This window comes from Pseudomonas syringae CC1557, from assembly GCF_000452705.1.
Taxonomy (GTDB): domain Bacteria; phylum Pseudomonadota; class Gammaproteobacteria; order Pseudomonadales; family Pseudomonadaceae; genus Aquipseudomonas; species Aquipseudomonas syringae_F.
In genome coordinates, this window is the sequence record NZ_CP007014.1 from 4,460,987 (window position 1) to 4,484,484 (window position 23,498).

The window sequence follows — 23,498 nt, forward strand, 5'->3', positions numbered from 1 at the left end:
TAAAAAATATTCAGAAAAACTTCATTAAATAAACAAACTGCCGATAACGTTCTGGTATGTTCGATAAACCTCTTAACATCCATTTGAATGGGTGTCCGTAAGTTTGCATTACGGCCGTCATGGCAGACAGGGTCACGTAGCAACGGGAAAGAATCATGCAAACCCCGCCAGTAGACCTCCAGGCCGCCGAGCCGCAGTCTCGTGCCGAAACGATCGTCGAGTCCAGACGGCAGAAAATCCTGCTGAAAACCGGTGCACTTCAGGATGCCATTTTCAACAGTGCCTATTTCTCCAGCATCGCCACCGATGAACATGGCGTTATCCAGATTTTCAACGTCGGCGCCGAACGCATGCTCGGTTATCACTCCGAAGACGTGGTCGACAAAATCACCCCGGCGGATATTTCCGACCCTGCCGAGCTGATCATCCGTGCCGCAGCGCTGAGCCATGAGCTGAACACACCTATCACGCCGGGCTTTGAGGCGCTGGTGTTCAAGGCCTCGCGTGGCATCGAAGACATCTACGAGCTGACCTACATCCGCAAGGATGGCAGTCGCCTGTCGGCGATGGTGTCGGTGACATCATTGCGCGACAACACCGAAACCATCATTGGCTACCTGCTCATTGGCACCGATAACACGGCGCGCAAACAGGAGGAAGAAGCCCAGGCATTGCTCGATCAGCGTCTTCGGGACCAGCAGTTCTACACCCGCTCGCTGATCGAATCGAACATTGATGCGCTGATGATGACCGACCCGCAGGGCATCATTTCCGACGTCAACAAACAGATGATGGCCCTGACCGGGCGCACCCGTGACGAGTTGATCGGCGCTCCCTGCAAGAACTTTTTTACAGACCCGGCAAGCGCCGATGCGGCGATCAAACGCGTGATCAGCGAGCACAAGGTCAGCGATTACGAGCTGACCGTGCGCGCCTACGACGGCACCGAAACAGTCGTGTCGTACAACGCCGCGACCTTTCATGATCGTGATCGCAAGCTCAAGGGTGTGTTTGCCGCTGCTCGCGACGTGACCGAGCGCAAGCGTTTCGAACGCACGCTGGAAGAGAAAAACATCGAGCTGGAGCATGCCAGCCACATGAAGTCCGAGTTTCTGGCAACGATGTCCCATGAATTGCGCACCCCATTGAACGCAATCATCGGCTTTTCGGAAGCCCTGAAGGACGGAATGGTCGGCGACATGAGTGACGCCCAGCGTGGCTATATCGGCGACATTTTCAACAGTGGCCAGCATTTGCTCTCGCTGATCAACGACATTCTTGACCTGTCCAAGGTTGAGGCCGGCATGATGAGCCTGGAGCTGGAGCAGGTCGATCTGGACGAACTGTTGAGCAACAGCCTGCTGATCGTCCGCGAACAGGCAGCGCTGCAGCGCATTCAATTGAAGTTGGAAACCGAAGCCGACTTCGGCCTGCTGGAGCTCGACCGACGCAAGACCAAGCAGATCGTCTACAACCTGCTGGCCAACGCGGTCAAGTTCAGCGCTCCGGGTGACTGGGTAACACTGTCGGTGCGACAGGTGCCGAGCGCACAGGCTGGCGTGCTTGATGGCGACTGGCCGACGCACGTATTTCCGCTGCCACCCGGTGACTACGAGCAGTTTCTGGAACTGAGCGTCAGTGACACCGGTATAGGCATCGCCCAGAGCGACATGAACAAGCTGTTCAAGGCGTTCAGTCAGATCGACAGTGGCCTGGCGCGTAAATTCGAAGGCACGGGGCTCGGTCTGGCGATGGTCAAGCAACTGGCCGAACTGCATGGCGGTAGCGTTGCGGTGGCCAGTGTCAAAGACTTGGGCGCGCGCTTCGTGGTCTGGCTGCCGATTCGCAAACCCGCTCCCAGGGAGGCGCAGTGGCTCACATCATGATCGTCGAAGATAACGCAGCCAACATGCGTCTGGCCCAGTTGCTGCTGACTAGCGCCGGGCATGTCGTGCTGTGTGCAACGGACGCCGAGACCGGCCTGAAACTGGCTCGCGAGCATCAGCCTGATCTGATCCTGATGGACATTCAGTTGCCGGAAATGGACGGCCTGAAAGCCACCTCATTATTGAAGAACGACGCCAGCACCGCAGCAATACCTGTGGTCGCACTGACTGCGATGGCGATGAAGGAAGACGAAGAGAAAATCCGCCTGGCAGGCTGCAACGCCTACATCATCAAGCCCCTGCGCTATCAGGAGTTGTACCGGGTTATCGATGCCCTCCTCGACAAAAGCCCGGCCCAACAGCCAACTACCTGAGCAGACGCCATGACCGAGAGCGCCGCAACGATCCTGATTGTCGATGACGATGTGCATGTACGGGACCTGCTGGAAGTTCTGCTGAAGAACCAGGGCTACCGCACGCTGACTGCAGAGTCGGGGCTAGTGGCGCTGGAGATGGTCGACCTTCATGCACCGGACCTGATCCTGCTGGACATCATGATGCCCGGCATGGACGGCTATGAGGTCGCCGAGCAACTGAAGGCCGGAAAAAACACGGCCAATATCCCGATCATCATGCTCTCGGCACTCGACGAGCAAAGCGCGCGTCTGTCCGGGCTTGAAGCAGGTGCCGAGGAATATCTCAACAAACCCGTGGACAGTGCCGAACTGTGGTTACGGGTGCGCAACCTGCTGAGACTCAAATCGTTTGGCGATTACCTGAAAAGCCACAGCCTGATTCTCGAAGAGCAATTGCAACAGCGCACCATCGATCTGGAACGCTTTCGTACGGTAATGGACGCTTCGGAAGATGCGATCTTCCTGATCAATCGCAACACCATGAGCCTGATCGAATTCAACCGCAGGGCCTGTCAGTTGCTGGGCTATACCGCCGAGGAACTGGCGCACAAGACGCCTGCAGAGCTGGGCGAAACCTCCATGGAGAACCTGGAGGTGGTGTACGACAAGATCATTGCCGGTAAAGGCCCCAGCGAACCGCTGGAAACCCAGATTCGGGACAAAAGCGGTCGCGATGTTGAAGTGGAAATTCACCGCCAGGCGTATCGCACTGGTGAAGACTGGGTGATCGTCGGCATCGTCCGTGATATCACCCGACGCAAGGAAAGCGATCAACGCCTGCTGACCATGGCCCACTACGACACGCTGACCGGCCTGCCGAACCGTGACCTGTTTTTCACCAGCCTGCAGATGGGCCTTACCCAGGCCGCCATAAGTCGCTGGAAGCTCGCGGTGCTGACCGTCAACCTGGACGGTTTCAAGAACATCAATGAAACCTGGGGCCACGTGCTGGGCGATCAGGTATTGCTGGAAGTCAGCCATCGCCTGTCGGAGTGCCTGAATGCCAGCGACACGCTCGGACGCGTGGACGGTGATCAGTTTGCGTTGATTCTGATGATCCGCGTCGGCCAGGCCGATACCCGCCAGACACTTGAGCGCATTCGTAAAGCATTGCGAGTGCCTTTTCTGGTCGAGGGTCAAAGCATCGTAATGACCGCCAGTATCGGCATCGCGCTTTATCCGGAAGACGGCGAAGACGCACACGAGCTGGTCAGACACGCGTACACCGCGATGAACAGTGCGAAGAAGATCGGCCCGGACACCTACCGGTTTTATACCGCGCAGATGAACGCAGACGTCTCGGCGCGCCTGGACCTTGAAGCCGCCTTGCGCGATGCCTTGGAAAAACACGCGTTCGAGATTGTCTACCAACCCAAGCTTAACCTCGTCACCGGCCAGATATGCGGGCTGGAAGCCTTGCTGCGCTGGCCGCGCCCAGGCCAGCAAGGCGTATCGCCGGCGGTTTTCGTTCCGGTACTGGAAAGCCTCGGGCTGATCGGTGAGGTCGGCAACTGGGTAGTCGATCGTGTCTGCGCCCAGATTGCGCAGTGGCAACGCTCGGGGCTGGGGCTGTTCCAGGTGGCAGTCAATATCTCCGGCCAGCAGATTTCCAACAGCAGCCTGGTCGCCGATATCCGTCAGGCGCTGATACGTCATCGGGTCGAACCGCAGTGGCTGGAAGTGGAACTGACAGAAAGCTCGCTGATGGAAAATACCTCTCACACCATTGCGACCCTGGAAACCCTGAGGGCCAGCGGGGTCAGTATTTCCATCGACGATTTCGGTACCGGCTATTCAAGTCTGGCGTACCTGCGCCGATTCCCTATCGACAAGCTTAAAATCGACATTGCTTTCATTCGCGAAGTGACCAGCAACCCACAGGACGCGGCGATTGCCCGAGCAATCATCGAACTGGCACACAGCCTGGGTCTGAAGGTCATTGCCGAAGGCGTGGAAACGCCTGAGCAACTGGCATTTCTGCGGAAAAATCAGTGCGATCAGATTCAGGGTTACCTGATCAGCAAGCCGCTGCCGCTAGCAGAGCTTGAAACGTTTTTAAGTACACCGAAAAAGCAGTTCGGGTAGCACCGCACCCGCCAGCGAACTGTCAGGACGTATCGTTCCTGGCAACGGCTAGGCGAGCTGGATTTGATTCAGGGCGAACTGAACACCCTGCAGGCCGACTTGCGTCGAGACCTGGCGTACGCAGACCTGCGTAACGCCTACGGTCAGATTTTCGCCAGTGCAGGTCTGGATCCGCTGCCGTCAGAGCTGCCGTCCACCAAGGTGCAGTCGATTGCAACCGCGCTGAATGCGCGGGAGTCACAATGGGAAGCAGGCAATATTTCCGTCGTCGCTGCCGTACCCAAGCCGTAGGCTTCTGCGAGATTTGGTATCCCTTCAGTGCCCATGCGCTTCTGGGTGTAACGCCCTCTGCTCTCCTCAGCGCACCCTCACCGCGCGTCTTCTGAAACGAAATCATTACAGCGTAATGATTTCGCTCCAGACCACTGCAACCCCTTGGTATCAAGGCGTTGATCAGAAAGGCATTTTCCACTGGCACTGATCTGTAGCGATTCCGCTACAGACATCAATCGCCCACCTCTCTCGTAAAACTTCAACCATTTGATTTAAAAGGAAAAATCAAATATGGCCGCGAAATTGCTAAGTCAAAGCCATTATGTTTTGCGCCAAGCGCGCCGCCTTATCATCCGAGGAGTCTGTATGAGCGAGTTGCGATTTACCGTTGATCACGAGTGGCTGCGTGCCGAAACCGATGGCAGCGTGACGGTTGGCATCACGCCGTACGCCCAAGAGTCGCTTGGCGATGTGGTTTTCGTACAGCTTCCGGAATTGCAGACCTACACTCAACACGCCGAAGTGTCGGTGGTGGAGTCGGTAAAAGCTGCCAGCAGCATCAACATGCCACTTGACGGTGAAGTGGTCGACGTCAATTCGGCGCTCGACGCTACGCCAGAGCTGGTCAACGAAGACGCGCTTGGCGCAGGCTGGTTCTTTCGCTTCATCCCGCAAGATGCCACGGCCATCAACGGCCTGCTGGATCAGGACGCCTACGACCGCCTGATCAAAGCCAACGCCGAAGCCTGAGGAGCACGCCATGACTGACCCTATTCAACTGACCACTGCCAACGAATTCATCGCCCGCCACATTGGCCCACGCGCTGACGACGAACAGGCGATGCTGCAAACGCTCGGTTTTGACTCCATCGAAGCGCTCAGCGATAGCGTGATTCCGGAAAGCATCAAGGGCACCAGCGTGCTCAACCTGCCTGCCGGACAGAGCGAAGCTGATGCGCTGGCGTCCATCAAAGCCATCGCCAGCAAGAACCAGCTGTTCAAGACCTACATTGGCCAGGGTTACTACAACACCCACACACCGGCCCCGATCCTGCGCAACCTGCTGGAAAACCCGGCCTGGTACACCGCATACACGCCCTACCAGCCAGAGATTTCGCAAGGCCGTCTTGAGTCGCTGCTCAATTTCCAGACCCTGATCAGCGACCTGACCGGCCTGCCGATTGCCAACGCCTCGTTGCTCGACGAAGCCACTGCAGCGGCGGAAGCGATGACGTTCTGCAAGCGCCTGAGCAAAAACAAGGGCAGCCAGCAGTTCTTCGCCTCCAGCCACTGCCACCCGCAGACCCTCGATGTATTGCGCACCCGCGCCGAGCCGCTGGGTATCACGGTTGTTGTCGCAGATGAGGCAGACCTGGGCGATGTCAGCGATTATTTCGGTGCGCTGCTGCAATACCCGGCCAGCAATGGCGACGTGTTCGATTACCGCGAGCTTATCGAACGTTTCCACAGTGCCAACGCGCTGGTAGCGGTCGCGGCGGACCTGCTGGCCCTGACCCTGCTGACCCCTCCAGGCGAGTTTGGCGCAGACGTGGCCATCGGCAGCGCGCAACGCTTTGGCGTACCGCTGGGCTTCGGCGGCCCGCATGCGGCCTATTTCTCGACGCGCGACGCATTCAAGCGTGATATGCCAGGCCGTCTGGTCGGTGTGTCGGTGGATCGCCACGGCAAGCAGGCCCTGCGCCTCGCAATGCAGACCCGCGAACAGCATATTCGTCGCGAGAAGGCCACCAGCAACATCTGCACCGCGCAAGTTTTGCTGGCCAACATCGCCAGCATGTACGCGGTGTATCACGGCCCGCGCGGCCTGACGCAGATCGCCAAGCGCGTTCATCAGTTGACGGCAATCCTTGCCGAAGGCTTGAGCCAGCTGGGCCTGAAAGCCGAACAAGCCTTCTTTTTTGACAGCCTGACGCTCGTTACCGGCAGCAAAACCGCCGCACTGCACGCCGCCGCCCGCGCCCGCCACATCAACCTGCGCGAGATCGACGATCAGCGTCTGGGCCTGTCACTTGACGAGACCACCTCGCAGTCGGCGGTCGAAACGTTGTGGGAAATCTTCGCCAGCGATGGTCAGAGCGTTCCGGACTTCGCCGCACTGGCGGACAGCGTTCAGTCGCGTCTGCCGACAGCCCTGCTGCGCCAATCGTCGATTCTCAGCCACCCGGTATTCAACCGCTATCACTCTGAAACCGAACTGATGCGCTACCTGCGCAAGCTGGCCGACAAGGACCTGGCGCTGGACCGAACCATGATCCCGCTCGGCTCGTGCACCATGAAACTCAACGCGGCCAGCGAAATGATCCCGGTGACCTGGGCCGAGTTCGGCAACCTGCACCCGTTCGCGCCTGCCGAGCAAAGCGCCGGTTATCAGCAACTGACCGATGAACTGGAAGCCATGCTCTGCGCCGCCACCGGTTATGACGCGATCTCGCTGCAGCCCAACGCCGGCTCGCAGGGTGAATATGCCGGTCTGCTGGCGATCCGCGCCTACCATCAGAGCCGTGGCGATCAACACCGTGATATCTGCCTGATCCCCTCATCGGCCCATGGCACCAACCCGGCAACTGCCAACATGGCGGGTATGCGCGTGGTAGTGACCGCCTGCGATGCACGCGGCAACGTCGACATCGAAGACCTGCGCGCCAAGGCCGTTCAGCATCGCGACCAGCTTGCGGCCATGATGATCACCTACCCGTCGACCCACGGCGTGTTCGAAGAAGGCATCCGCGAAATCTGCGCCATCGTTCATGACAATGGAGGCCAGGTGTACATCGATGGCGCGAACATGAACGCGATGGTTGGCCTGTGCGCGCCGGGCAAGTTCGGCGGCGACGTCTCGCACCTCAACCTGCACAAGACATTCTGCATCCCGCACGGCGGCGGCGGCCCTGGCGTCGGTCCGATTGGCGTCAAGTCGCACCTCGCACCGTTCATGCCCGGTCACGCTCGCATGGAGCGCAAGGAAGGCGCGGTCTGCGCGGCACCATTCGGCAGCGCCAGCATCCTGCCGATTACCTGGATGTACATTCGTATGATGGGGGGCGAAGGCCTCAAGCGCGCTTCACAACTGGCGATTCTCAACGCCAACTACATCTCGCGTCGCCTGGAAGAGCACTACCCGGTGCTGTACACCGGCACCAACGGTCTGGTGGCACACGAATGCATTCTTGACCTGCGCCCGATCAAGGACAGCAGCGGTATCAGCGTCGACGACGTGGCCAAGCGCCTGATCGACTTCGGTTTCCACGCGCCGACCATGTCGTTCCCGGTTGCCGGAACCCTGATGATCGAGCCGACCGAGAGCGAATCCCGAGAAGAGCTGGACCGTTTCTGCGACGCCATGATCAAGATCCGCGAAGAAATCCGTGCAGTCGAGGACGGCACGCTGGACAAGGAAGACAACCCGCTGAAGAACGCGCCGCATACCGCTGCAGAAATCGTCGGCCAGTGGAGCCACCCTTACAGCCGTGAACAGGCGGTGTACCCGGTCGCCTCGTTGATCGAGAACAAGTACTGGCCTCCGGTCGGACGTGTCGACAACGTGTTCGGCGACCGCAACCTGGTCTGTGCCTGCCCGTCCATCGAGAGCTATCAGGAAGCCTGATCGCCCCGCTGCCTGCCAGCGCCATTCATCCTGGCGCTGGCGTGTGGTTCGCCTAACAAGGAATTCAACATGTCCACCGATAAGCTGCTCACCACTCCGCTGCACGCCCTTCATCGCGAACTGGGCGCAAAGATGGTGCCTTTCGCTGGCTACGACATGCCCGTGCAATACCCGGCTGGCGTGATGAAGGAACACTTGCACACCCGCGCTCAGGCCGGACTGTTCGACGTCTCGCACATGGGGCAGATTCGCCTTGGCGGTGCAGGTGCTGCAAAGGCGCTGGAAACCCTGGTGCCGGTCGACATCATTGATCTGCCGGTCGGCATGCAGCGCTATGCGATGTTCACTAACGAATCCGGCGGCATCCTCGACGACCTGATGGTCGCCAACCTCGGTAACGATCAGTTGCTGCTGGTGGTCAACGCCGCCTGCAAGGAGCAGGACCTTGCGCACCTTCGCAAGCACCTGGCCGGTCAATGTACGATCGAGCCGCTGTTTGAAGAGCGCGCCCTTCTCGCATTGCAGGGACCGGAGGCCGTGACGGTGCTGGCACGCCTTGCACCCGAAGTCGCGAGCATGACCTTCATGCAGTTCATCAGCGTCACGCTGCTGGGCGTTCAGTGCTTCGTCAGCCGCTCGGGCTACACCGGCGAAGACGGCTATGAAATTTCAGTTCCGGCTGAGCAGGCAGAAGCCTTGGCGCGGCGCTTGCTCGATGAGCCGGAAGTCGCTCCTATCGGCCTGGGCGCGCGTGATTCGCTGCGTCTGGAAGCCGGCCTGTGTCTGTACGGCCATGACATGGACACTCAAACGTCACCGATTCAGGCCAGCCTGTTGTGGGCGATCTCCAAAGTACGCCGCGCTGATGGCGCGCGCGCGGGAGGCTTTCCGGGTGCCGAGCAGATTTTTGCCCAGCAGCAAAACGGGGTGGACAAGAAGCGCGTCGGCCTGCTGCCGCAGGAGCGCACGCCGGTACGTGAAGGCACGCAGATCGTCGATGCACAGGACGCAGTCATCGGCACAGTGTGCAGTGGTGGCTTCGGCCCAAGTCTGGGCGGCCCGCTGGCGATGGGTTATCTGGACAGCCAGCATGCAGCACTGGACACAGAGGTCTGGGCCATGGTGCGCGGCAAGAAAGTTCCAATGCGAGTGACTAAAATGCCTTTCGTTGCGCAACGTTACTTCCGCGGCTAAATAAAGGCGTCAAAAAAATAACAACCTGTAGTGCTCTGCGTTCGCTGTTCCCAACGACTTAATTCCATCGGGAACAGCGAACGGCTTATGCAAAAAATGCACCTATAAAGTGCAAAATATTATAGCGAGCCTGCGCCCGCACTTTATCGGTGAATGCGGACAGAATATTGCTGAAGCCCCCGTAAACAGGGTACGAAGCAGGCAAACGGCGGGGGCTTGTTTTTGTAACTGGAGTTGGCGTAGAGTTTCTGAACTGTGTTTGCATGGGTCGCTGAATCTGGACCTGGGCAGTAGCTCTAGGTTGCTACAACCCGTTCTACGTTTCTTACTTCCTGCAACCAGCCCCAGTACTCTTTCCTGTGAAAGAGGCTGTCATTAATTCAAGCGTCAAAGGAAATAAGAAAATGGCTGAACGTCAGAGCGGTACCGTCAAGTGGTTCAACGACGAAAAAGGTTTTGGTTTTATCACTCCTGAGAGCGGGCCGGATCTGTTCGTGCACTTCCGGGCGATTCAGGGTAATGGCTTCAAGAGCCTGAAAGAAGGCCAGAAAGTTACCTTCGTTGCAGTACAGGGCCAGAAAGGTCTGCAGGCTGACGAAGTTCAGGCTGAAGGCTAAGCGCCGCCTTTTCAGGCTGTACACAAAAAGCCTCTGGCCTCTCTGCCAGAGGCTTTTTTGCATCTGCGTTCAGGTAACGCAGCGAACTTCGGCGTCAACTGGCGTTAACCATCGCCCATGAAAAAGCCGACTCGCAGTCGGCTTTTTCAGTGACGCTCCGCCCCTATCCGGCGCGGCGCAGCAGCAACACGCCTGCCAGCGCGCAGGCCGCCGCAGGTAGCAGCACTGCCAATAGCGGCGGGAAGCCGAACAGCAGACTCGACGGGCCCAGCAGGTCCTGAATGATGCGGAAGGTAAAGCCAACCACAACACCCGTGAATACCCGCTGGCCCAGCGTTACAGAACGCAACGGGCCGAAGATGAACGAAATGGCCATCAGTACCAGCGCCACGGTAACGGCCGGTTGCAACACCTTGGTCCAGAACGCCAGCCAGTAGCGGCCATTGCTCAGGCCCTGATCAGCCAGGTAATGGGAATAACTCCAGAGACCGCTGATCGACAGCGACTCGGGCGGCATGATCACCGTACTGAGCAATTGCGGGCTCAGTGATACATCCCAGCGCTCGTCCGGCGTGTTAACGACTTCGGTGCTGCCTTCATTGAATTTCGTCGTGGTAACTTCCTTCAATTCCCAGTAATCGGTCTTGAAGTGGGCTTCCTTGGCGAAACTGGATGTCAGCATGTGACGCTGATCGTCGAAGCGATAACGCGTCACACCCAGCATCAACCCATTGGGCTGTACCGTATTGATATGGATGAATTCATTGCCCTGCCGGTGCCACAGGCCATGCCGGGCGCTTTGCGCATCGCCCGAGCCCTGGGCCAGAGAACGTGCCGCCTGGGCCTGGTTCTCGGCGTAGGGAGCGACGTACTCGCCCACCAGTACGCCGGAAATCATCAGCAGCAGCATTGGCTTCATGACCGCCCAGACGATGCGCCCGATGGACACACCGGCGGCGCGCATGATGGTCAGCTCACTGCTGCTGGCCAGCGTCCCCAGACCGATCAGACAGCCGATCAGCGCGGCCATCGGCAAAGTGTCGTAGACACGGCGCGGCGCGGTCAGCATGACGTAGCTGAGGGCATCCAGCAGCGTGTAGGTGTCGCTGATGTCGCCCATCTCGTCGATGAACGCGAACAATGAAACCAGGCCCAGAATGATCCCCAGAACCGCGAGGATGGCCAGCAGCACGCTTTTGCCGATGTAACGATCAAGCTTGACCACGAGTCACCTCCGTGACGCTACGACGACTCGCCATCTTCAGCCGTATAGGCTCCCAATAGAACAGCACCAGACCGATAGACAGGTAGATCGCGTGCACCCACCACATTCCCAGACTGAGCGGCAGCTTGCCTTTCTCCAGCGAACTGCGCACCGAGATCAGAATGGCCAGATACGACATATATAGAAGGATCGCCGGAAGCAGCTTCAGGTAGCGGCCCTGACGCGGATTGACCCGTGACAGCGGAATGGCCATCAAGGTCACGATGAACACCGACAGCGGCAGCGATATACGCCACTGCAGCTCGGCGACGGAACGCGCTGCCGGATTGCCGAACAATTCACTGGTCGGGATGGCTTCACGGTCGGTGATTTCTTCGCTGATTTCAGGCTTGGGCAGCGCCGCGCCATAAGTGTCGTACTTGATCACGCGGTAATCAGCAGCGCCTGGAGTACCGTCGTAGCGATAGCCGTTTTCCAGAATCAGGAAACGACTGCCATTGGGCTGGACCTCCTGATGCCCTTTCTCGGCCACCAGCACGGTGATGCCGTTGTCCTTGCTCTTGTCACTGGCCGTGCGCTTTTCAGAAATGAACACGCCCGCCAGTTGCGAGCGATCCTCCGACAGCTCCTTGGTGTAGGTGATACGCGTGCCGTCTCGCAATGCCTGAAAACGACCCGGCACCAGCGTGTCGAATTCGGTCATGGCATCCTGCTGATTGATCAGTTGCGAAAACTGCGCAGCGCCCTGTGGAGCCAGACTGAAACTCAGCCAGGCGACCACCAGACCGACCAATGCTGCCGGGCCCATGGTAATGGCAAGCAGACGCTGCTGGCTCATGCCGGTTGCGGCCAGCACGGTCATTTCACTTTCCAGATACAGACGGCCATACGCCATAAGGATGCCGAGAAACAGCCCCAGCGGCAGAATCACCTGCAGAAAGCCCGGCAGGCGGAAGCCCATGATCATGAACAGCACGCCCGGATCAAGCGCACCGGAAGCGGCCTGCGCCAGGTACTTGATGAACCGCCCACTCATGATAAACACCAGCAGCACGGCGCTGATCGCGCTCAGGGTAAGCAGCACTTCTCGGGACAGATAACGAAAGACAATCAAACCAGACACTCCAGGGTTGTCAGGCTCAGGCGGCCAAACAGGGAAAATTGTGAGCCACGGCAACCGGAAATTCACACCTGCAAAAGGCGTGGGCATCAAAAAATATGCGGCATTATCCTGTGATTGTGCGTTTCTGTCACTGCACACCGGGGATAGTTCGCACATACAGGTAAAGCAGGCGGCTCTGCGGGGTTGTCAGCAGTCGTGCAGCGGGGTCAAACTGCAAGGCTTAGCGCGGCCATCGCCCTTGAGAACACCCAGGCCCTGCCGCAAACATTATTCATATTGCGACTCTCATCGCCTATTCGGGGACCCCACATGGAATTGGTTGTTAAAAGCGTAAGCCCAGAAACCTTGAAAACCGCAACGCTGGTGGTCACCGTCAGTGAAAGCCGTGTGTTGGTCGGCGCTGCCCAGACCGTCGACACCCTCAGCGGCGGCGCTATCTCCGCCGTTCTGAAGCGCGGCGACCTGGCGGGCAAGTCAGGCCAGAGCCTGCTGCTGACCAACCTGCCCAACATCAAGGCCGAGCGCGTACTGCTGATCGGTACCGGCAAGGACGGCGAGCTGTCGGACCGTCAATTGAAGAAACTGGTCGCTGGCGTTCTCTCTTGCCTCAAAGGCCTGGGCGGCAGCGATGCAGCGATTGCGCTTGATGACCTGTCCGTCAAGAACCGCGACACCTACGGCAAGGCTCGTCTGCTGGTCGAGGCGCTGGCCGATGGAGAATACGTCTTCGACCGTTTCAAGACCCAGAAAGCCGAAGTTCGCCCGCTGAAGAAAATCACCCTGCTGACTGACAAGATCAGCGTAGCCGACGTCGAACGTGCCTCAGCTCATGCTCAGGCGATCGCCACCGGCATGGCACTGACCCGCGACCTGGGCAACCTGCCACCGAACATCTGCCACCCGACCTATCTGGGCGAAGAAGCCAAGGCACTGGGCAAGGCACACAAGAACCTGAAAGTGGAGATTCACGACGAGAAGAAACTCGCCGAACTGGGCATGGGTTCGTTTCTCGCCGTAGCACAGGGCAGCGCCCAGCCACCGCGCCTGATCGTCATGAACTATCAGGGCGGCAAGAAAGGCGACCAGCCCTTCGTACTGGTCGGCAAAGGTATTACCTTTGACACTGGCGGCATCAGCATCAAGCCTGCCTCGGGCATGGACGAGATGAAGTTCGACATGTGCGGCGCCGCCAGCGTGTTCGGCACCCTGCGTGCCGTGCTGGAATTGAAACTGCCGATCAACGTGGTGTGTATTCTGGCCTGCGCCGAAAACATGCCGAGCGGCACCGCCACGCGCCCGGGCGACATCGTCACGACCATGAGCGGCCAGACCGTCGAAATCCTCAACACTGACGCCGAAGGCCGTCTGGTGCTGTGTGATGCATTGACCTATGCCGAACGTTTCAAGCCACAGGCCGTAATCGATATCGCGACCCTGACCGGCGCCTGCGTGGTTGCGCTGGGCGGCCACACCTCCGGCCTGCTGGGCAACAATGACGCGCTGATCAATCAATTGCTCGACGCGGGCAAACAAGCGGATGACCGTGCCTGGCAGTTGCCGCTGTTTGATGAATATCAAGAGCAACTGGACAGCCCGTTCGCCGACATTGCCAACATCGGCGGTCCGAAAGGCGGCACTATCACCGCAGCCTGCTTCCTGTCGCGTTTCACCAAGGCCTACGAGTGGGCGCACCTGGACATCGCCGGCACCGCATGGCTGAGCGGCGGCAAGGACAAAGGCGCCACTGGGCGTCCGGTTCCGCTGCTGACCCAATACCTGCTCGACCGCGCTGGCGTTTAAAAACAGCAACCCTGGCGTATCGGCCTGACCGTCGATACGCCACAGGTTCCGGACCGCACATGACTCAAGTCGATTTTTACATCCTGCCAAGCGCAGACCCTACTGCCCGCCTGGACTTTGCCTGCAAGCTCACGGAAAAAGCCTGGCGCCTCGGCCACAGGGTCTACCTGCATTGCAGCGATGCAGCGCAACGTGAAGACCTCGACGCACGACTCTGGCGCTTCAAGGGAGAAGTATTTCTGCCCCATGGCGACGCCGAGCTCGATCACGACGCGCCTGTCGTGCTGGGCCTGGGCGATGACTCGGGCGCGCACGACGATCTGCTGGTCAACCTCGACCTGAACATCCCGGCCTTTTTCACCCGTTTCGCCCGCGTGGCAGAAGTGGTTGTCGAAGACCCGGCCATACGCCTTGCGGCACGCGAGAGCTTCCGCGCCTACCGCGAACAGGGCTATCCTCCGCAAGATCACCGACTGCAGCGTCTTTGAGGACCCGATGGACACTTCAAAAAAAGCTGAATCCGCGCATTTGCTGGACGACCTCGAGTCGATCCGCCAATTGCTCGGCGATGACGCCACACACTCCCCTCTGCTGACCGACACGGTGCATCGTGAAGGGCAAATTCCGCTGCTGTTCGATATGGTGGGCACCCGGCCTGCATCGACACACCCGGAAGACGTTAACGAAGACGACATCCCGACCCTGACGCCGGATGTGCAGGCTGCGCCTGTCGAACAATTACAGCCCCCTCAGCAGGCACCCCAGGCTCAAACGCAGCCCAACCCCGATGCGCTGCTACATATGGACAGCGAACTGCGTGCCGCCGCGCAATTGATCATGCAGGACGTGATCGACGACTTCGCGCCGCACATCGAAACCGAAATCAAGCGTCGGCTCGAAGCGAGAATGGAGCGACTCATCGCGGCAGCCAAAGGCAGTTAAGGCAACGACAAGCCATGAGCTGCAAGCTGCAAGTAAAAGCAACAGCTCTCCTCTTGATGCCTGCAGCTTACAACTGCTTTTATGGCCTGCCACGGCCCGCAAGGGCTATACTTATCGGCTTTCCCGAATTAATGCCACAGGTTCCCCCCGCGCATGGACAAGACCTACCAGCCGCACGCCATTGAAACTTCCTGGTATCAGACCTGGGAGTCCGAGAATTACTTCGCTCCGCAAGGTGCGGGTGACTCGTACACCATCATGATCCCGCCGCCGAACGTCACCGGCAGCCTGCACATGGGTCACGGTTTCAACAACGCGATCATGGACGCGCTGATCCGTTTCCGTCGCATGCAGGGTCGCAATACCCTGTGGCAACCGGGTACCGACCACGCCGGTATCGCCACGCAGATGCTGGTGGAGCGTCGTCTCGAAGCACAAGGCATCAGCCGTCACGAGCTGGGCCGCGAGAAGTTTCTGGACAAGATCTGGGAGTGGAAGGCCGAGTCCGGTGGCAACATCAGCCGTCAGATCCGTCGCCTGGGTTCGTCGGTCGACTGGACCCGTGAGCGTTTCACCATGGACGACGGCCTGTCCGACGCTGTGAAAGAAGCCTTCGTGCGCCTGCATGAAGACGGCCTGATCTATCGTGGCAAGCGACTGGTCAACTGGGACACCAAGCTGCACACCGCGATTTCCGACCTCGAAGTGGAAAACCACGACGAGAAAGGCCATCTGTGGAACCTGCGCTATCCACTGGCTGACGGCGCAAAAACCGCTGAAGGCCTGAATTACCTGATCGTCGCCACCACCCGCCCGGAAACCATGCTCGGTGACGCCGCTGTTGCGGTGAACCCGGAAGACGAGCGCTACAAGGCACTGATCGGAAAATTCGTCGAACTGCCGCTGGTTGGCCGCCGCATTCCGATCATCGCCGATGATTACTGCGACCCTGAATTCGGCACCGGCTGCGTAAAAATTACCCCGGCTCACGATTTCAACGACTACGAAGTCGGCAAGCGCCATAACCTGCCGCTGCTGAACATCTTCGACAAGAATGCCAGCGTTCTGCCTGCTGCTCAGGTGTTCAACCTTGATGGCACGCTGAACGAAAGCGTCGACGGCAGCCTGCCTGCGGCCTACGCCGGCCTTGACCGTTTTGAAGCCCGCAAACAGATCGTTGCTGCATTCGACGCCGCTGGCCTGCTGGTCAGCGTCGATGATCACGCGCTGAAAGTACCGAAAGGCGACCGCTCCGGCACCATCATCGAGCCGTGGCTGACGGATCAGTGGTACGTGTCCACCAAACCGCTGGCCGAACCTGCGATTGCCGCTGTCGAAGACGGCCGTATAGCGTTCGTGCCCAAGCAGTACGAAAACATGTATTTCTCGTGGATGCGTGACATCCAGGACTGGTGCATCAGCCGTCAGCTCTGGTGGGGCCACCGCATCCCGGCCTGGTACGACGAGTCCGGCAAGGTCTACGTCGGCCGCGACGAAGCCGAAGTGCGTGCCAAGCACAATCTTGCTCCCGAGGTTGTGCTGCAACAGGACAACGACGTACTCGACACTTGGTTCAGCTCGGGGCTGTGGACCTTCTCCACGCTCGGCTGGCCGGAAAAGACCAAAGCGCTGGAAACCTTCCACTCCACCGACGTGCTGGTCACCGGTTTCGACATCATTTTCTTCTGGGTCGCCCGGATGATCATGCTGACCATGCACCTGGTGAAGAACGAGGACGGCACACCGCAAGTTCCGTTCAAGACGGTTTACGTCCACGGCCTGGTGCGTGATGGTCAGGGCCAGAAGATGTCCAAGTCCAAGGGCAACGTCCTCGACCCGCTGGACATTGTTGACGGTATCGACCTGGAAACCCTGGTGCAGAAACGCACCAATGGCCTGATGCAGCCGCAACTGGCGAAGAAGATCGAGAAGCAGACCCGTCAGGAATTCGCCGATGGCATCGCCAGCTACGGCACCGACGCCCTGCGCTTCACCTTCTGTTCTCTGGCATCCACCGGTCGTGACATCAAGTTCGACATGGGCCGCGTGGAAGGCTACCGCAACTTCTGCAACAAGATCTGGAACGCTGCACGCTACGTGCTGGACAAGGGCGAAGACTGTGGTCAAAACGGCGAACCCGTCGAGCTGTCGCTGGCTGATCGCTGGATCATCTCGCAACTGCAACGCACCGAAGCCGAAGTGACCCGTCAACTGGATCAATTCCGCTTCGACCTCGCCGCGCAGGCGTTGTACGAGTTCATCTGGAACCAGTATTGCGACTGGTATCTGGAGCTGTCCAAGCCCGTGCTGTGGGACGAAACCGCACCGGTCGAGCGTCAGCGCGGCACGCGTCGCACGCTGGTGCGCGTACTGGAAGTCGCGTTGCGCCTGGCGCATCCGTTCATGCCGTTCATCACCGAGGAAATCTGGCAGCGCCTCGCGCCGCTGGCCGGTGTGGAAGGCAAGACCATCATGCTGCAGCCTTGGCCAGTGGCCAACGAAGCGCGCATTGATCAGGCTGCCGAAGACGACATCGAATGGCTCAAGGGCCTGATGCTCGCCGTGCGTAATATCCGTGGCGAGATGAACATCGGTCCGGGCAAGCCGCTGCAGTTGTTCCTCAAGAATGTCAGCGCCGAAGACCAGCGTCGCCTGAGCGAAAACGATTACCTGCTCAAGAAGCTGGCCAAGCTCGAATCCATGACCGTACTGACCGAAGGGGCCGAGGCGCCGTTGTCGGCCACCGCACTGGTGGGTGACATGGAAGTGCTGGTGCCGATGGCCGGGCTGATCGACAAGGGTGTCGAACTGGCGCGCCTGGACAAGGAAATCCAGCGCCTGCAAGGCGAGGTGCAACGTGTCGGTGGCAAGCTGTCCAACGCAGCATTCGTCGACAAGGCACCACCTGAAGTCATCGCCAAGGAACGCGCCAAGCTGACCGAAGCCGAACAGGCACTGGGCAAACTGGCCGAGCAACACGCACGCATAGCCAGCCTGTAAGGTGGCCAGACAAGCCAGCCCCTATCCGGGCTGGCTTTTTATTATCTGAAGTTCTGCACTGACTTATTCGCGAGCAAGGCGTATCGCCGCCTTGCTCGCGAATAAGCCAGGCCACTCAACAGCACGGCTGAAAATCGAACCCATGACCGATACCCCAAAACCACCGCGCAAAAAACCTCAGCGGGCAGTAAAGCCTGCCGCGCCGCGTGAAAAGGCCACCTTGCACCCACGCAATCGGCATCAGGGGCATTACGATTTTCCGAAGCTGATCAAATCCAGTCCCGAGCTGGCAGCTTTCGTGATTCTCAATCCTTACGGCAAGGAAAGCATCGACTTCGCCAACCCGCAGGCGGTACGGGTATTCAATCGTGCATTACTCAAGTCGTTCTATGGCATCGCGCATTGGGATATTCCGGCGGATTATCTGTGCCCGCCGATTCCGGGGCGTGCGGACTACCTGCACTTTCTCGCTGACCTGCTGGCCGAAGACAACGCCGGTGTGATCCCGCGCGGGCCGTCGGTCAAGGCACTGGATATCGGCACGGGCGCCAACTGCATCTACCCGCTGCTGGGACACAGCGACTATGGCTGGCAATTCGTGGGCTCGGACATCGACACCACCGCCATCGCGGCTGCGACCACCATCGTCAAAGCCAACGGCCTGCACAAGGCGATCACAGTGCGCCAGCAGAGCCATCGCAAACAAATCCTGCTGGGGTTGCTCGACAACACCGAACGCTTCGCTGTGAGCCTCTGCAACCCGCCCTTCCACGCCTCGCTGGATGAAGCGCAGCGTGGCAGCCAGCGCAAATGGCGCGCGCTGGGCAAAGCCGATCCCAAGCGCAAACTGCCGGTGCTCAATTTCGGTGGCCAATCTCAGGAATTGTGGTGCGAAGGCGGCGAGATCGGCTTTGTGACCCAACTGATTCAGGAAAGCGCCAAACTGCCCGGCCAGGTGGTGTGGTTCAGCACCCTGGTCTCCAAGGCAAGCAACCTGCCTCCGATCCAGAGCGCCCTGAAGAAAGCCGGCGCGCTTGAGGTAAAAGTCGTGGAAATGGGCCAAGGCCAGAAACAAAGCCGCTTCGTGGCCTGGACCTTTCTCGACAAGGCACAGCGCACGAAGGTCTGACATTTGACTATCGTGCCAATGCTCTGAAGCGTCGGCATGCCGTTCTGGACGCTCTGCGTCCGATGCTGCGCGAGGCATCTGACCGAGCGCCCACAAAAAAGCCGTGCCCGGTTAACCGGTGCACGGCTTTCTACAGCAAGCGGGCGCTTACTTGTTGATCGAGTCGCTCAGCACTTTGGCTGGTACGAACTTGATAACTTTCTTGGCAGCGATTTCGATGGCGGCGCCAGTCGAAGGATTGCGACCGGTACGCGCTGGACGCTCTGCAACTTTCAGTTTGCCGATACCTGGCAAAGTGATTTCCACGCCGTTTTCCAATTGGTCGGCAACAATTTGGCCCAATTGCTCAAGAGCATTACGCGCGGTGGTTTTTGGCGCGTCGATGGCTTCAGCGATATCGGCGATCAATTGGTCTTTAGTAAGAGCCATGGTGGTGTTCCTTCCCTATCAAATTCATTTGGATTGCAGAGCGCAACGTCGGCCAGTAGCCAGGCAAAAAACCTCACCAACCGCTAGCAGCCACGATTAATCGCGAAAGTGTAGATACTGAAACCGGGTAATGGTTCGGCCTACGTGTACACAATCTGCATGCTTGACGCGCTAAGTGCGCAAGACCGCGCAAAACTAGCACAGAGCCGGGCAAATATCCGCTCCTACCTATCCTTTTGGTCAGGTTTTGATGGCAATTGCACAAAAAACGCTCAGCGAGCGTCGTTCAAACGTGAAAACCAGCCGGATCAAGGCCGGCAGGCACAGGCGTGCGTTACACTTGGCGCATTGCAACGAGCTGCACGCTCTTCACCTTTTTCAGCCGAGAAGCCCATGCCGATCCGCCATTGCATTGTCCACCTGATCGAGAAGAAACCCGACGGTACGCCCGCTGTTCTCCATGCCCGCGACTCTGAACTCGCCGAATCCCAGGCAATCGAAAACATGCTGGCTGACCTCAATGAAAGTTATAACGCCAAACAGGGCAAGGCATGGGGCCTGTTCCATCCCGAGTCTGGCGCGCATCCTTTCAGCGGCTGGCTGAAAGAATACATCGACGGCGGCAGCGACTTCACAGCGTTCTCGCGAGTGGCCGTCGAGCACCTGCAGAAGCTTATGGAAGAATCCAATCTGTCAGTGGGCGGACACGTTCTGTTTGCCCATTACCAGCAAGGCATGACCGACTACCTGGCCATCGCCCTGCTGCACCACAGCGAAGGCGTGGCAGTGAATGCCGAACTGGACGTGACCCCATCCCGGCACCTGGATCTCGGCCAACTGCACCTTGCAGCCCGAATCAATATTTCCGAGTGGCAAAACAACAAGCAGTCCAAGCAGTACATCTCGTTCATCAAAGGCAAGAATGGCAAGAAGGTCTCGGAGTACTTCCGCGACTTCATCGGCTGCCAGGAAGGCGTGGACGGCCCGGGCGAAACCCGCACCCTGCTCAAGGCGTTCAGTGACTTCGTCGAAAGCGAAGACCTGCCAGAGGATTCGGCGCGCGAGAAGACCAAGACACTGGTCGACTACGCCAGCAGCCAGAGCAAGATGGGCGAACCGATGGGCCTCGAAGAGCTGTCCGAACTGATCGACGAAGAGCGCCCGCGCGCGTTCTACGATCACATCCGCAACAAGGACTACGGCCTGTCCCCGGAAATCCCGGCGGATAAGCGCACCCTCAATCAGTTTCGCCGCTTCACCGGTCGCGCTGAAGGTCTGTCGATCAGCTTTGAAGCCCATCTGCTGGGCGACAAGATCGAATACGACGAGACGGCAGGCACCTTGATCATCAAAGGGCTGCCAACCCAACTGACAGACCAGTTGAAGCGACGGTAACCCGCATGCTGATGCGCACCCTCAAGAAGTTTGCCCTGATCATGCTGGTCGTGGTCATTTACCAGAACTGGGGCAGAATCGAGCATTTCGTCAGTCCTCCCCCTGCAGACGTCGTACAAAGCTACAGCCAGGCAAAAGTAGTGATGTACTCCACTGACTGGTGCGGCTACTGCAAACAGACCCGGCGTTTTCTGGACAGCAAGGGGATTGCGTATCAGGAGTTCGACATCGAGAAGTCCGAACAAGGCCGCAAGGCTTATGAGGCACTGGGCGGTAGAGGCATCCCGCTGATCGATGTCAACGGCACCCTGATCCGGGGTTTCGCCCCGGATGAGATATTGGCGGCGTTGAAGTAGGACGAAAACCAGAGTAATGCGTGAAGCACATACATGTGCGCCGTGCAGGTCAGACACTGGAGCGTCAGCCTTCGCTGCTTTGCTTTGTTCCGGCCAACAACGATTTTAGGCCTATAACACCCGCACATCCATAGCATGGCTGGCTACACCCTGACAGCCGCACGCCAGCCGATGGCCGTGCAGCACCATCGGGATGCCGTTCAGTTTTCGGGAGGGGTGGCCTTCGATAAAGGCGAACTCACCCGAATGAAGCGGGCAGGTGGCTTTGTCGCCTAGCACCGCCGGTGGCTTGCCGTTGATGGTGTAGGTGCCTGCCAGTTGGCAGGAGACCACTCGGCCACCACTGCTGGTGGTGTCGCCCAGGTAGACCGGATAGCTCACTTTGCAGATGCCCCGCCGGTTGGCGAGCCGAAGGTGAACGGATCTGCGCCACGGTTCTGGCTGTTCCTCGATTTACGGGCCTCATCGGGCGGGCGGACCATTTGTACGGTCAGGCTGCCATCTGTGCCTGCATATACCACAGCACTGACGCCACCGTCCTTGTAACTGGCGATGGTCGCCAGATTGATCTCGACCAGCGCACCGCTGACACCGGTGTTACCCAGACGACGACCGATGTCGTAACCCTCTTCGACATTGCCCAGTTCAAGACCGTGGCCGTCCTTGTTCAGGTCATGCAGGGCGTTGTTCAGGGCGATTTCGGCTTCCGGGTTGTTCGTGCTGTCGTAGAACACCCGCACAGGTTTTTGACCGTCGGGCAAGGTGTCCAGCGCTTGCACCCAGGCGGCTTGCAGCGCTTTGCCTTGCAAGGCAGGTTTCAGGCGCTTGCCGTTTTCATCCTGCATGGGCGCCTTGATCGGACGATGCAGGTAGCCGAGCACCGGCGCAGCATCGAACTCTTTGACCTGATTCTGACCCCAGCGAATGGGTAACCAGGGGGAGGGCTCGAAATTGCCGGGACCACGGTTGCTGATGGTTTTCCAAAGGGTGGGGAGTTGGGCTTTCCAGTAGGCTGTGGACATGGTGCCGGGGGCGTAGGGGGTTTCAACGCCTTTGGCGCTCTCCGCGCTTTCATACCAGTCCACGAATGCTTTATCACGGTTCCAGTAAAAAGCCCAAAGCTTGCCCAAGTCCGTCCCCTTATTCTGGTTGTCCTCTGCTTCATTGGTGGCGTAAGGACGAATATAGCGGTCTACTCGATCCGAGCGGGTGACAAGTATGCCTGTCATGCTTTCGAATATTGTGGGGACGACTTGGGCGTTTTTTGGCAGGCCGGGGGTACCACGTTTACGGTAAATATCTCGTGTGACATCGCCGTCCTGACTAACGATCAACGCTTGTGGGACCTTCGGATTATCATTGAAGAACTGAAACAGTCGTTCGATCATGGCCTGAGCATGGCTGGTGCTCTCATCGTCTTGCCACAGGAAGAGTGTAACTCCCAGGGTTGCCGCATTACGGCCGGCGTTAATCAGGTTTGCGGCTCTGTAGGGTTTTTCATAGGGGTTAGGAGGGCCGAGCGCAAACACTGGAATTGGCCAGTACGCTACTGATTCGCTCGCTGAATGTTTGAAAGCGACTTTTATCTTTATATCTGCGCTGATCTCTCTTGAGTCCAGCGAAGGGTCATAGTCCATAGGATCTCGTGAGAAGACAGAGATGAAATTGTTGTGTTTCTTTTTTATGACATCCCAGATTTCAGACTGATGATCTTTATAAATGCCTACTCCTGCACCTCGGATCTCCAGCGAATAGGTCCGCTCTCGAGATGCCTGCTGCTCTGCATTCTGAGTAATTACTGTGGATTTGTAAGCGGCCAGTTCCGTTTTTTCGTGAGCGACCGCCTTTCCCCACCAATGTCCGCTGTAAGCCAGCAGAGCGGTACCCAAGATCCCTGCAATACCCAAGCGCAGTACTGAGTGCAGATCACGAAGTTCCATGTTGGTCTCCTGTGCTTTCAAGTAAACAATCAGAACAAAGCCGAACCACAGAGTCAGCATTAT

Annotated in this window: 19 protein-coding genes and 1 pseudogene; 15 read left to right on the forward strand and 5 right to left on the reverse strand. The window is 58.5% G+C overall.

The genetic code is table 11. The annotated features are described in order from the left end of the window. Positions 1-155: 155 nt before the first annotated feature. The 8 genes and pseudogenes from N018_RS19710 (at position 156) to N018_RS19745 (ending at position 10,096) form a co-directional block, all read left to right on the forward strand. The gene (locus tag N018_RS19710) at positions 156-1,886 is read left to right on the forward strand and encodes a PAS domain-containing sensor histidine kinase (protein WP_025390541.1); all 1,731 of its coding nucleotides are present in this window, start codon (positions 156-158) and stop codon (positions 1,884-1,886) included. Next, positions 1,871-2,260 (forward strand): response regulator, encoded by a 390-nt coding sequence (locus tag N018_RS19715; RefSeq protein WP_024645615.1) that lies wholly within the window; start codon positions 1,871-1,873, stop codon positions 2,258-2,260. The genes N018_RS19710 and N018_RS19715 overlap by 16 nt, the downstream gene beginning before the upstream one ends. Positions 2,261-2,269: 9 nt before the next feature. Next, positions 2,270-4,387 carry a putative bifunctional diguanylate cyclase/phosphodiesterase gene (locus tag N018_RS19720; RefSeq protein WP_025390542.1) on the forward strand — a complete coding sequence of 706 codons (2,118 nt, stop codon included), beginning with the start codon at positions 2,270-2,272 and terminating at the stop codon, positions 4,385-4,387. A 48-nt stretch (positions 4,388-4,435) separates the two neighbouring features. Next, positions 4,436-4,678, forward strand: a pseudogene (locus tag N018_RS19725) (TolC family protein); the annotation flags it as partial. Positions 4,679-5,026: 348 nt separating this feature from the next. Next, positions 5,027-5,410, forward strand: a complete 384-nt coding sequence (gcvH, locus tag N018_RS19730; protein WP_024645618.1) for a glycine cleavage system protein GcvH — start codon at positions 5,027-5,029, stop codon at positions 5,408-5,410. A gap of 10 nt (positions 5,411-5,420) precedes the next feature. Then, complete coding sequence (gene gcvP / locus N018_RS19735) at positions 5,421-8,285, forward strand: aminomethyl-transferring glycine dehydrogenase (protein ID WP_025390543.1); 2,865 nt, start codon at positions 5,421-5,423, stop codon at positions 8,283-8,285. 69 nt (positions 8,286-8,354) lie between these two features. Beyond that, positions 8,355-9,479, forward strand: coding sequence for a glycine cleavage system aminomethyltransferase GcvT (gene gcvT, locus N018_RS19740; protein WP_025390544.1), 1,125 nt, complete (start codon positions 8,355-8,357; stop codon positions 9,477-9,479). A 404-nt stretch (positions 9,480-9,883) separates the two neighbouring features. Beyond that, positions 9,884-10,096 (forward strand): cold-shock protein, encoded by a 213-nt coding sequence (locus tag N018_RS19745; RefSeq protein WP_005891387.1) that lies wholly within the window; start codon positions 9,884-9,886, stop codon positions 10,094-10,096. 163 nt (positions 10,097-10,259) lie between these two features. Here N018_RS19745 and lptG read toward each other — a convergent pair whose 3' ends face one another. Continuing rightward, complete coding sequence (gene lptG / locus N018_RS19750) at positions 10,260-11,321, reverse strand: LPS export ABC transporter permease LptG (RefSeq protein ID WP_024645621.1); 1,062 nt, start codon at positions 11,319-11,321, stop codon at positions 10,260-10,262. Continuing rightward, positions 11,308-12,435, reverse strand: coding sequence for an LPS export ABC transporter permease LptF (lptF, locus tag N018_RS19755; RefSeq protein ID WP_024645622.1), 1,128 nt, complete (start codon positions 12,433-12,435; stop codon positions 11,308-11,310). Before lptF ends, lptG begins: the two co-directional genes overlap by 14 nt. A 318-nt stretch (positions 12,436-12,753) precedes the next feature. On the opposite strand from lptF, the gene N018_RS19760 reads away from it, so the two are divergent. From N018_RS19760 to rlmF, 5 genes are all read left to right on the forward strand, one after another. Beyond that, entirely contained in the window at positions 12,754-14,244 is a 1,491-nt protein-coding gene (locus tag N018_RS19760) for a leucyl aminopeptidase (protein WP_024645623.1), read from the forward strand. Between the two features lie 59 nt (positions 14,245-14,303). After that, complete coding sequence (locus tag N018_RS19765) at positions 14,304-14,732, forward strand: DNA polymerase III subunit chi (RefSeq protein WP_025390545.1); 429 nt, start codon at positions 14,304-14,306, stop codon at positions 14,730-14,732. Positions 14,733-14,739: 7 nt separating this feature from the next. Continuing rightward, positions 14,740-15,186 carry a hypothetical protein gene (locus N018_RS19770; protein WP_024645625.1) on the forward strand — a complete coding sequence of 149 codons (447 nt, stop codon included), beginning with the start codon at positions 14,740-14,742 and terminating at the stop codon, positions 15,184-15,186. Between the two features lie 153 nt (positions 15,187-15,339). Beyond that, positions 15,340-18,186 carry a valine--tRNA ligase gene (locus N018_RS19775; RefSeq protein ID WP_025390546.1) on the forward strand — a complete coding sequence of 949 codons (2,847 nt, stop codon included), beginning with the start codon at positions 15,340-15,342 and terminating at the stop codon, positions 18,184-18,186. 142 nt (positions 18,187-18,328) lie between these two features. Further along, positions 18,329-19,315: a 23S rRNA (adenine(1618)-N(6))-methyltransferase RlmF gene (rlmF, locus tag N018_RS19780; protein ID WP_025390547.1), complete on the forward strand. Its 987-nt coding sequence runs from the start codon at positions 18,329-18,331 to the stop codon at positions 19,313-19,315. 147 nt (positions 19,316-19,462) lie between these two features. Here the strand turns inward: rlmF and N018_RS19785 are convergent, their stop codons facing one another. Next, the gene (locus N018_RS19785) at positions 19,463-19,744 is read right to left on the reverse strand and encodes an HU family DNA-binding protein (protein WP_020292090.1); all 282 of its coding nucleotides are present in this window, start codon (positions 19,742-19,744) and stop codon (positions 19,463-19,465) included. A 393-nt stretch (positions 19,745-20,137) separates the two neighbouring features. On the opposite strand from N018_RS19785, the gene yejK reads away from it, so the two are divergent. Both yejK and N018_RS19795 read left to right on the forward strand, forming a co-directional pair. After that, a complete protein-coding gene (gene yejK, locus N018_RS19790) occupies positions 20,138-21,139 on the forward strand; it encodes a nucleoid-associated protein YejK (RefSeq protein ID WP_024645628.1) in 1,002 nt (333 codons plus the stop codon). Between the two features lie 5 nt (positions 21,140-21,144). Then, positions 21,145-21,495: a glutaredoxin family protein gene (locus N018_RS19795; protein ID WP_024645629.1), complete on the forward strand. Its 351-nt coding sequence runs from the start codon at positions 21,145-21,147 to the stop codon at positions 21,493-21,495. Between the two features lie 111 nt (positions 21,496-21,606). On the opposite strand, the gene N018_RS19800 is transcribed toward N018_RS19795, so the two are convergent. Then, positions 21,607-21,876, reverse strand: coding sequence for a PAAR domain-containing protein (locus tag N018_RS19800; protein ID WP_025390548.1), 270 nt, complete (start codon positions 21,874-21,876; stop codon positions 21,607-21,609). After that, positions 21,873-23,495 carry a type VI lipase adapter Tla3 domain-containing protein gene (locus tag N018_RS19805; RefSeq protein WP_195757150.1) on the reverse strand — a complete coding sequence of 541 codons (1,623 nt, stop codon included), beginning with the start codon at positions 23,493-23,495 and terminating at the stop codon, positions 21,873-21,875. The genes N018_RS19800 and N018_RS19805 overlap by 4 nt, the downstream gene beginning before the upstream one ends. Between the last annotated feature and the right edge of the window lie 3 nt (positions 23,496-23,498).

Bases quoted from the DNA above. Each gene is read 5' to 3' on its own strand.
- yejK (WP_024645628.1), top strand. From the start codon at position 20,138: ATGCCGATCCGCCATTGCATTGTCCACCTGATCGAGAAGAAACCCGAC.
- gcvT (WP_025390544.1), top strand. From the start codon at position 8,355: ATGTCCACCGATAAGCTGCTCACCACTCCGCTGCACGCCCTTCATCGC.
- rlmF (WP_025390547.1), top strand. From the start codon at position 18,329: ATGACCGATACCCCAAAACCACCGCGCAAAAAACCTCAGCGGGCAGTA.
- gcvP (WP_025390543.1), top strand. From the start codon at position 5,421: ATGACTGACCCTATTCAACTGACCACTGCCAACGAATTCATCGCCCGC.
- N018_RS19760 (WP_024645623.1), top strand. From the start codon at position 12,754: ATGGAATTGGTTGTTAAAAGCGTAAGCCCAGAAACCTTGAAAACCGCA.
- N018_RS19745 (WP_005891387.1), top strand. From the start codon at position 9,884: ATGGCTGAACGTCAGAGCGGTACCGTCAAGTGGTTCAACGACGAAAAA.
- N018_RS19765 (WP_025390545.1), top strand. From the start codon at position 14,304: ATGACTCAAGTCGATTTTTACATCCTGCCAAGCGCAGACCCTACTGCC.
- gcvH (WP_024645618.1), top strand. From the start codon at position 5,027: ATGAGCGAGTTGCGATTTACCGTTGATCACGAGTGGCTGCGTGCCGAA.
- N018_RS19770 (WP_024645625.1), top strand. From the start codon at position 14,740: ATGGACACTTCAAAAAAAGCTGAATCCGCGCATTTGCTGGACGACCTC.
- N018_RS19720 (WP_025390542.1), top strand. From the start codon at position 2,270: ATGACCGAGAGCGCCGCAACGATCCTGATTGTCGATGACGATGTGCAT.
- N018_RS19795 (WP_024645629.1), top strand. From the start codon at position 21,145: ATGCTGATGCGCACCCTCAAGAAGTTTGCCCTGATCATGCTGGTCGTG.
- N018_RS19785 (WP_020292090.1), bottom strand. From the start codon at position 19,744: ATGGCTCTTACTAAAGACCAATTGATCGCCGATATCGCTGAAGCCATC.
- N018_RS19775 (WP_025390546.1), top strand. From the start codon at position 15,340: ATGGACAAGACCTACCAGCCGCACGCCATTGAAACTTCCTGGTATCAG.
- N018_RS19805 (WP_195757150.1), bottom strand. From the start codon at position 23,495: ATGCTGACTCTGTGGTTCGGCTTTGTTCTGATTGTTTACTTGAAAGCA.
- N018_RS19710 (WP_025390541.1), top strand. From the start codon at position 156: ATGCAAACCCCGCCAGTAGACCTCCAGGCCGCCGAGCCGCAGTCTCGT.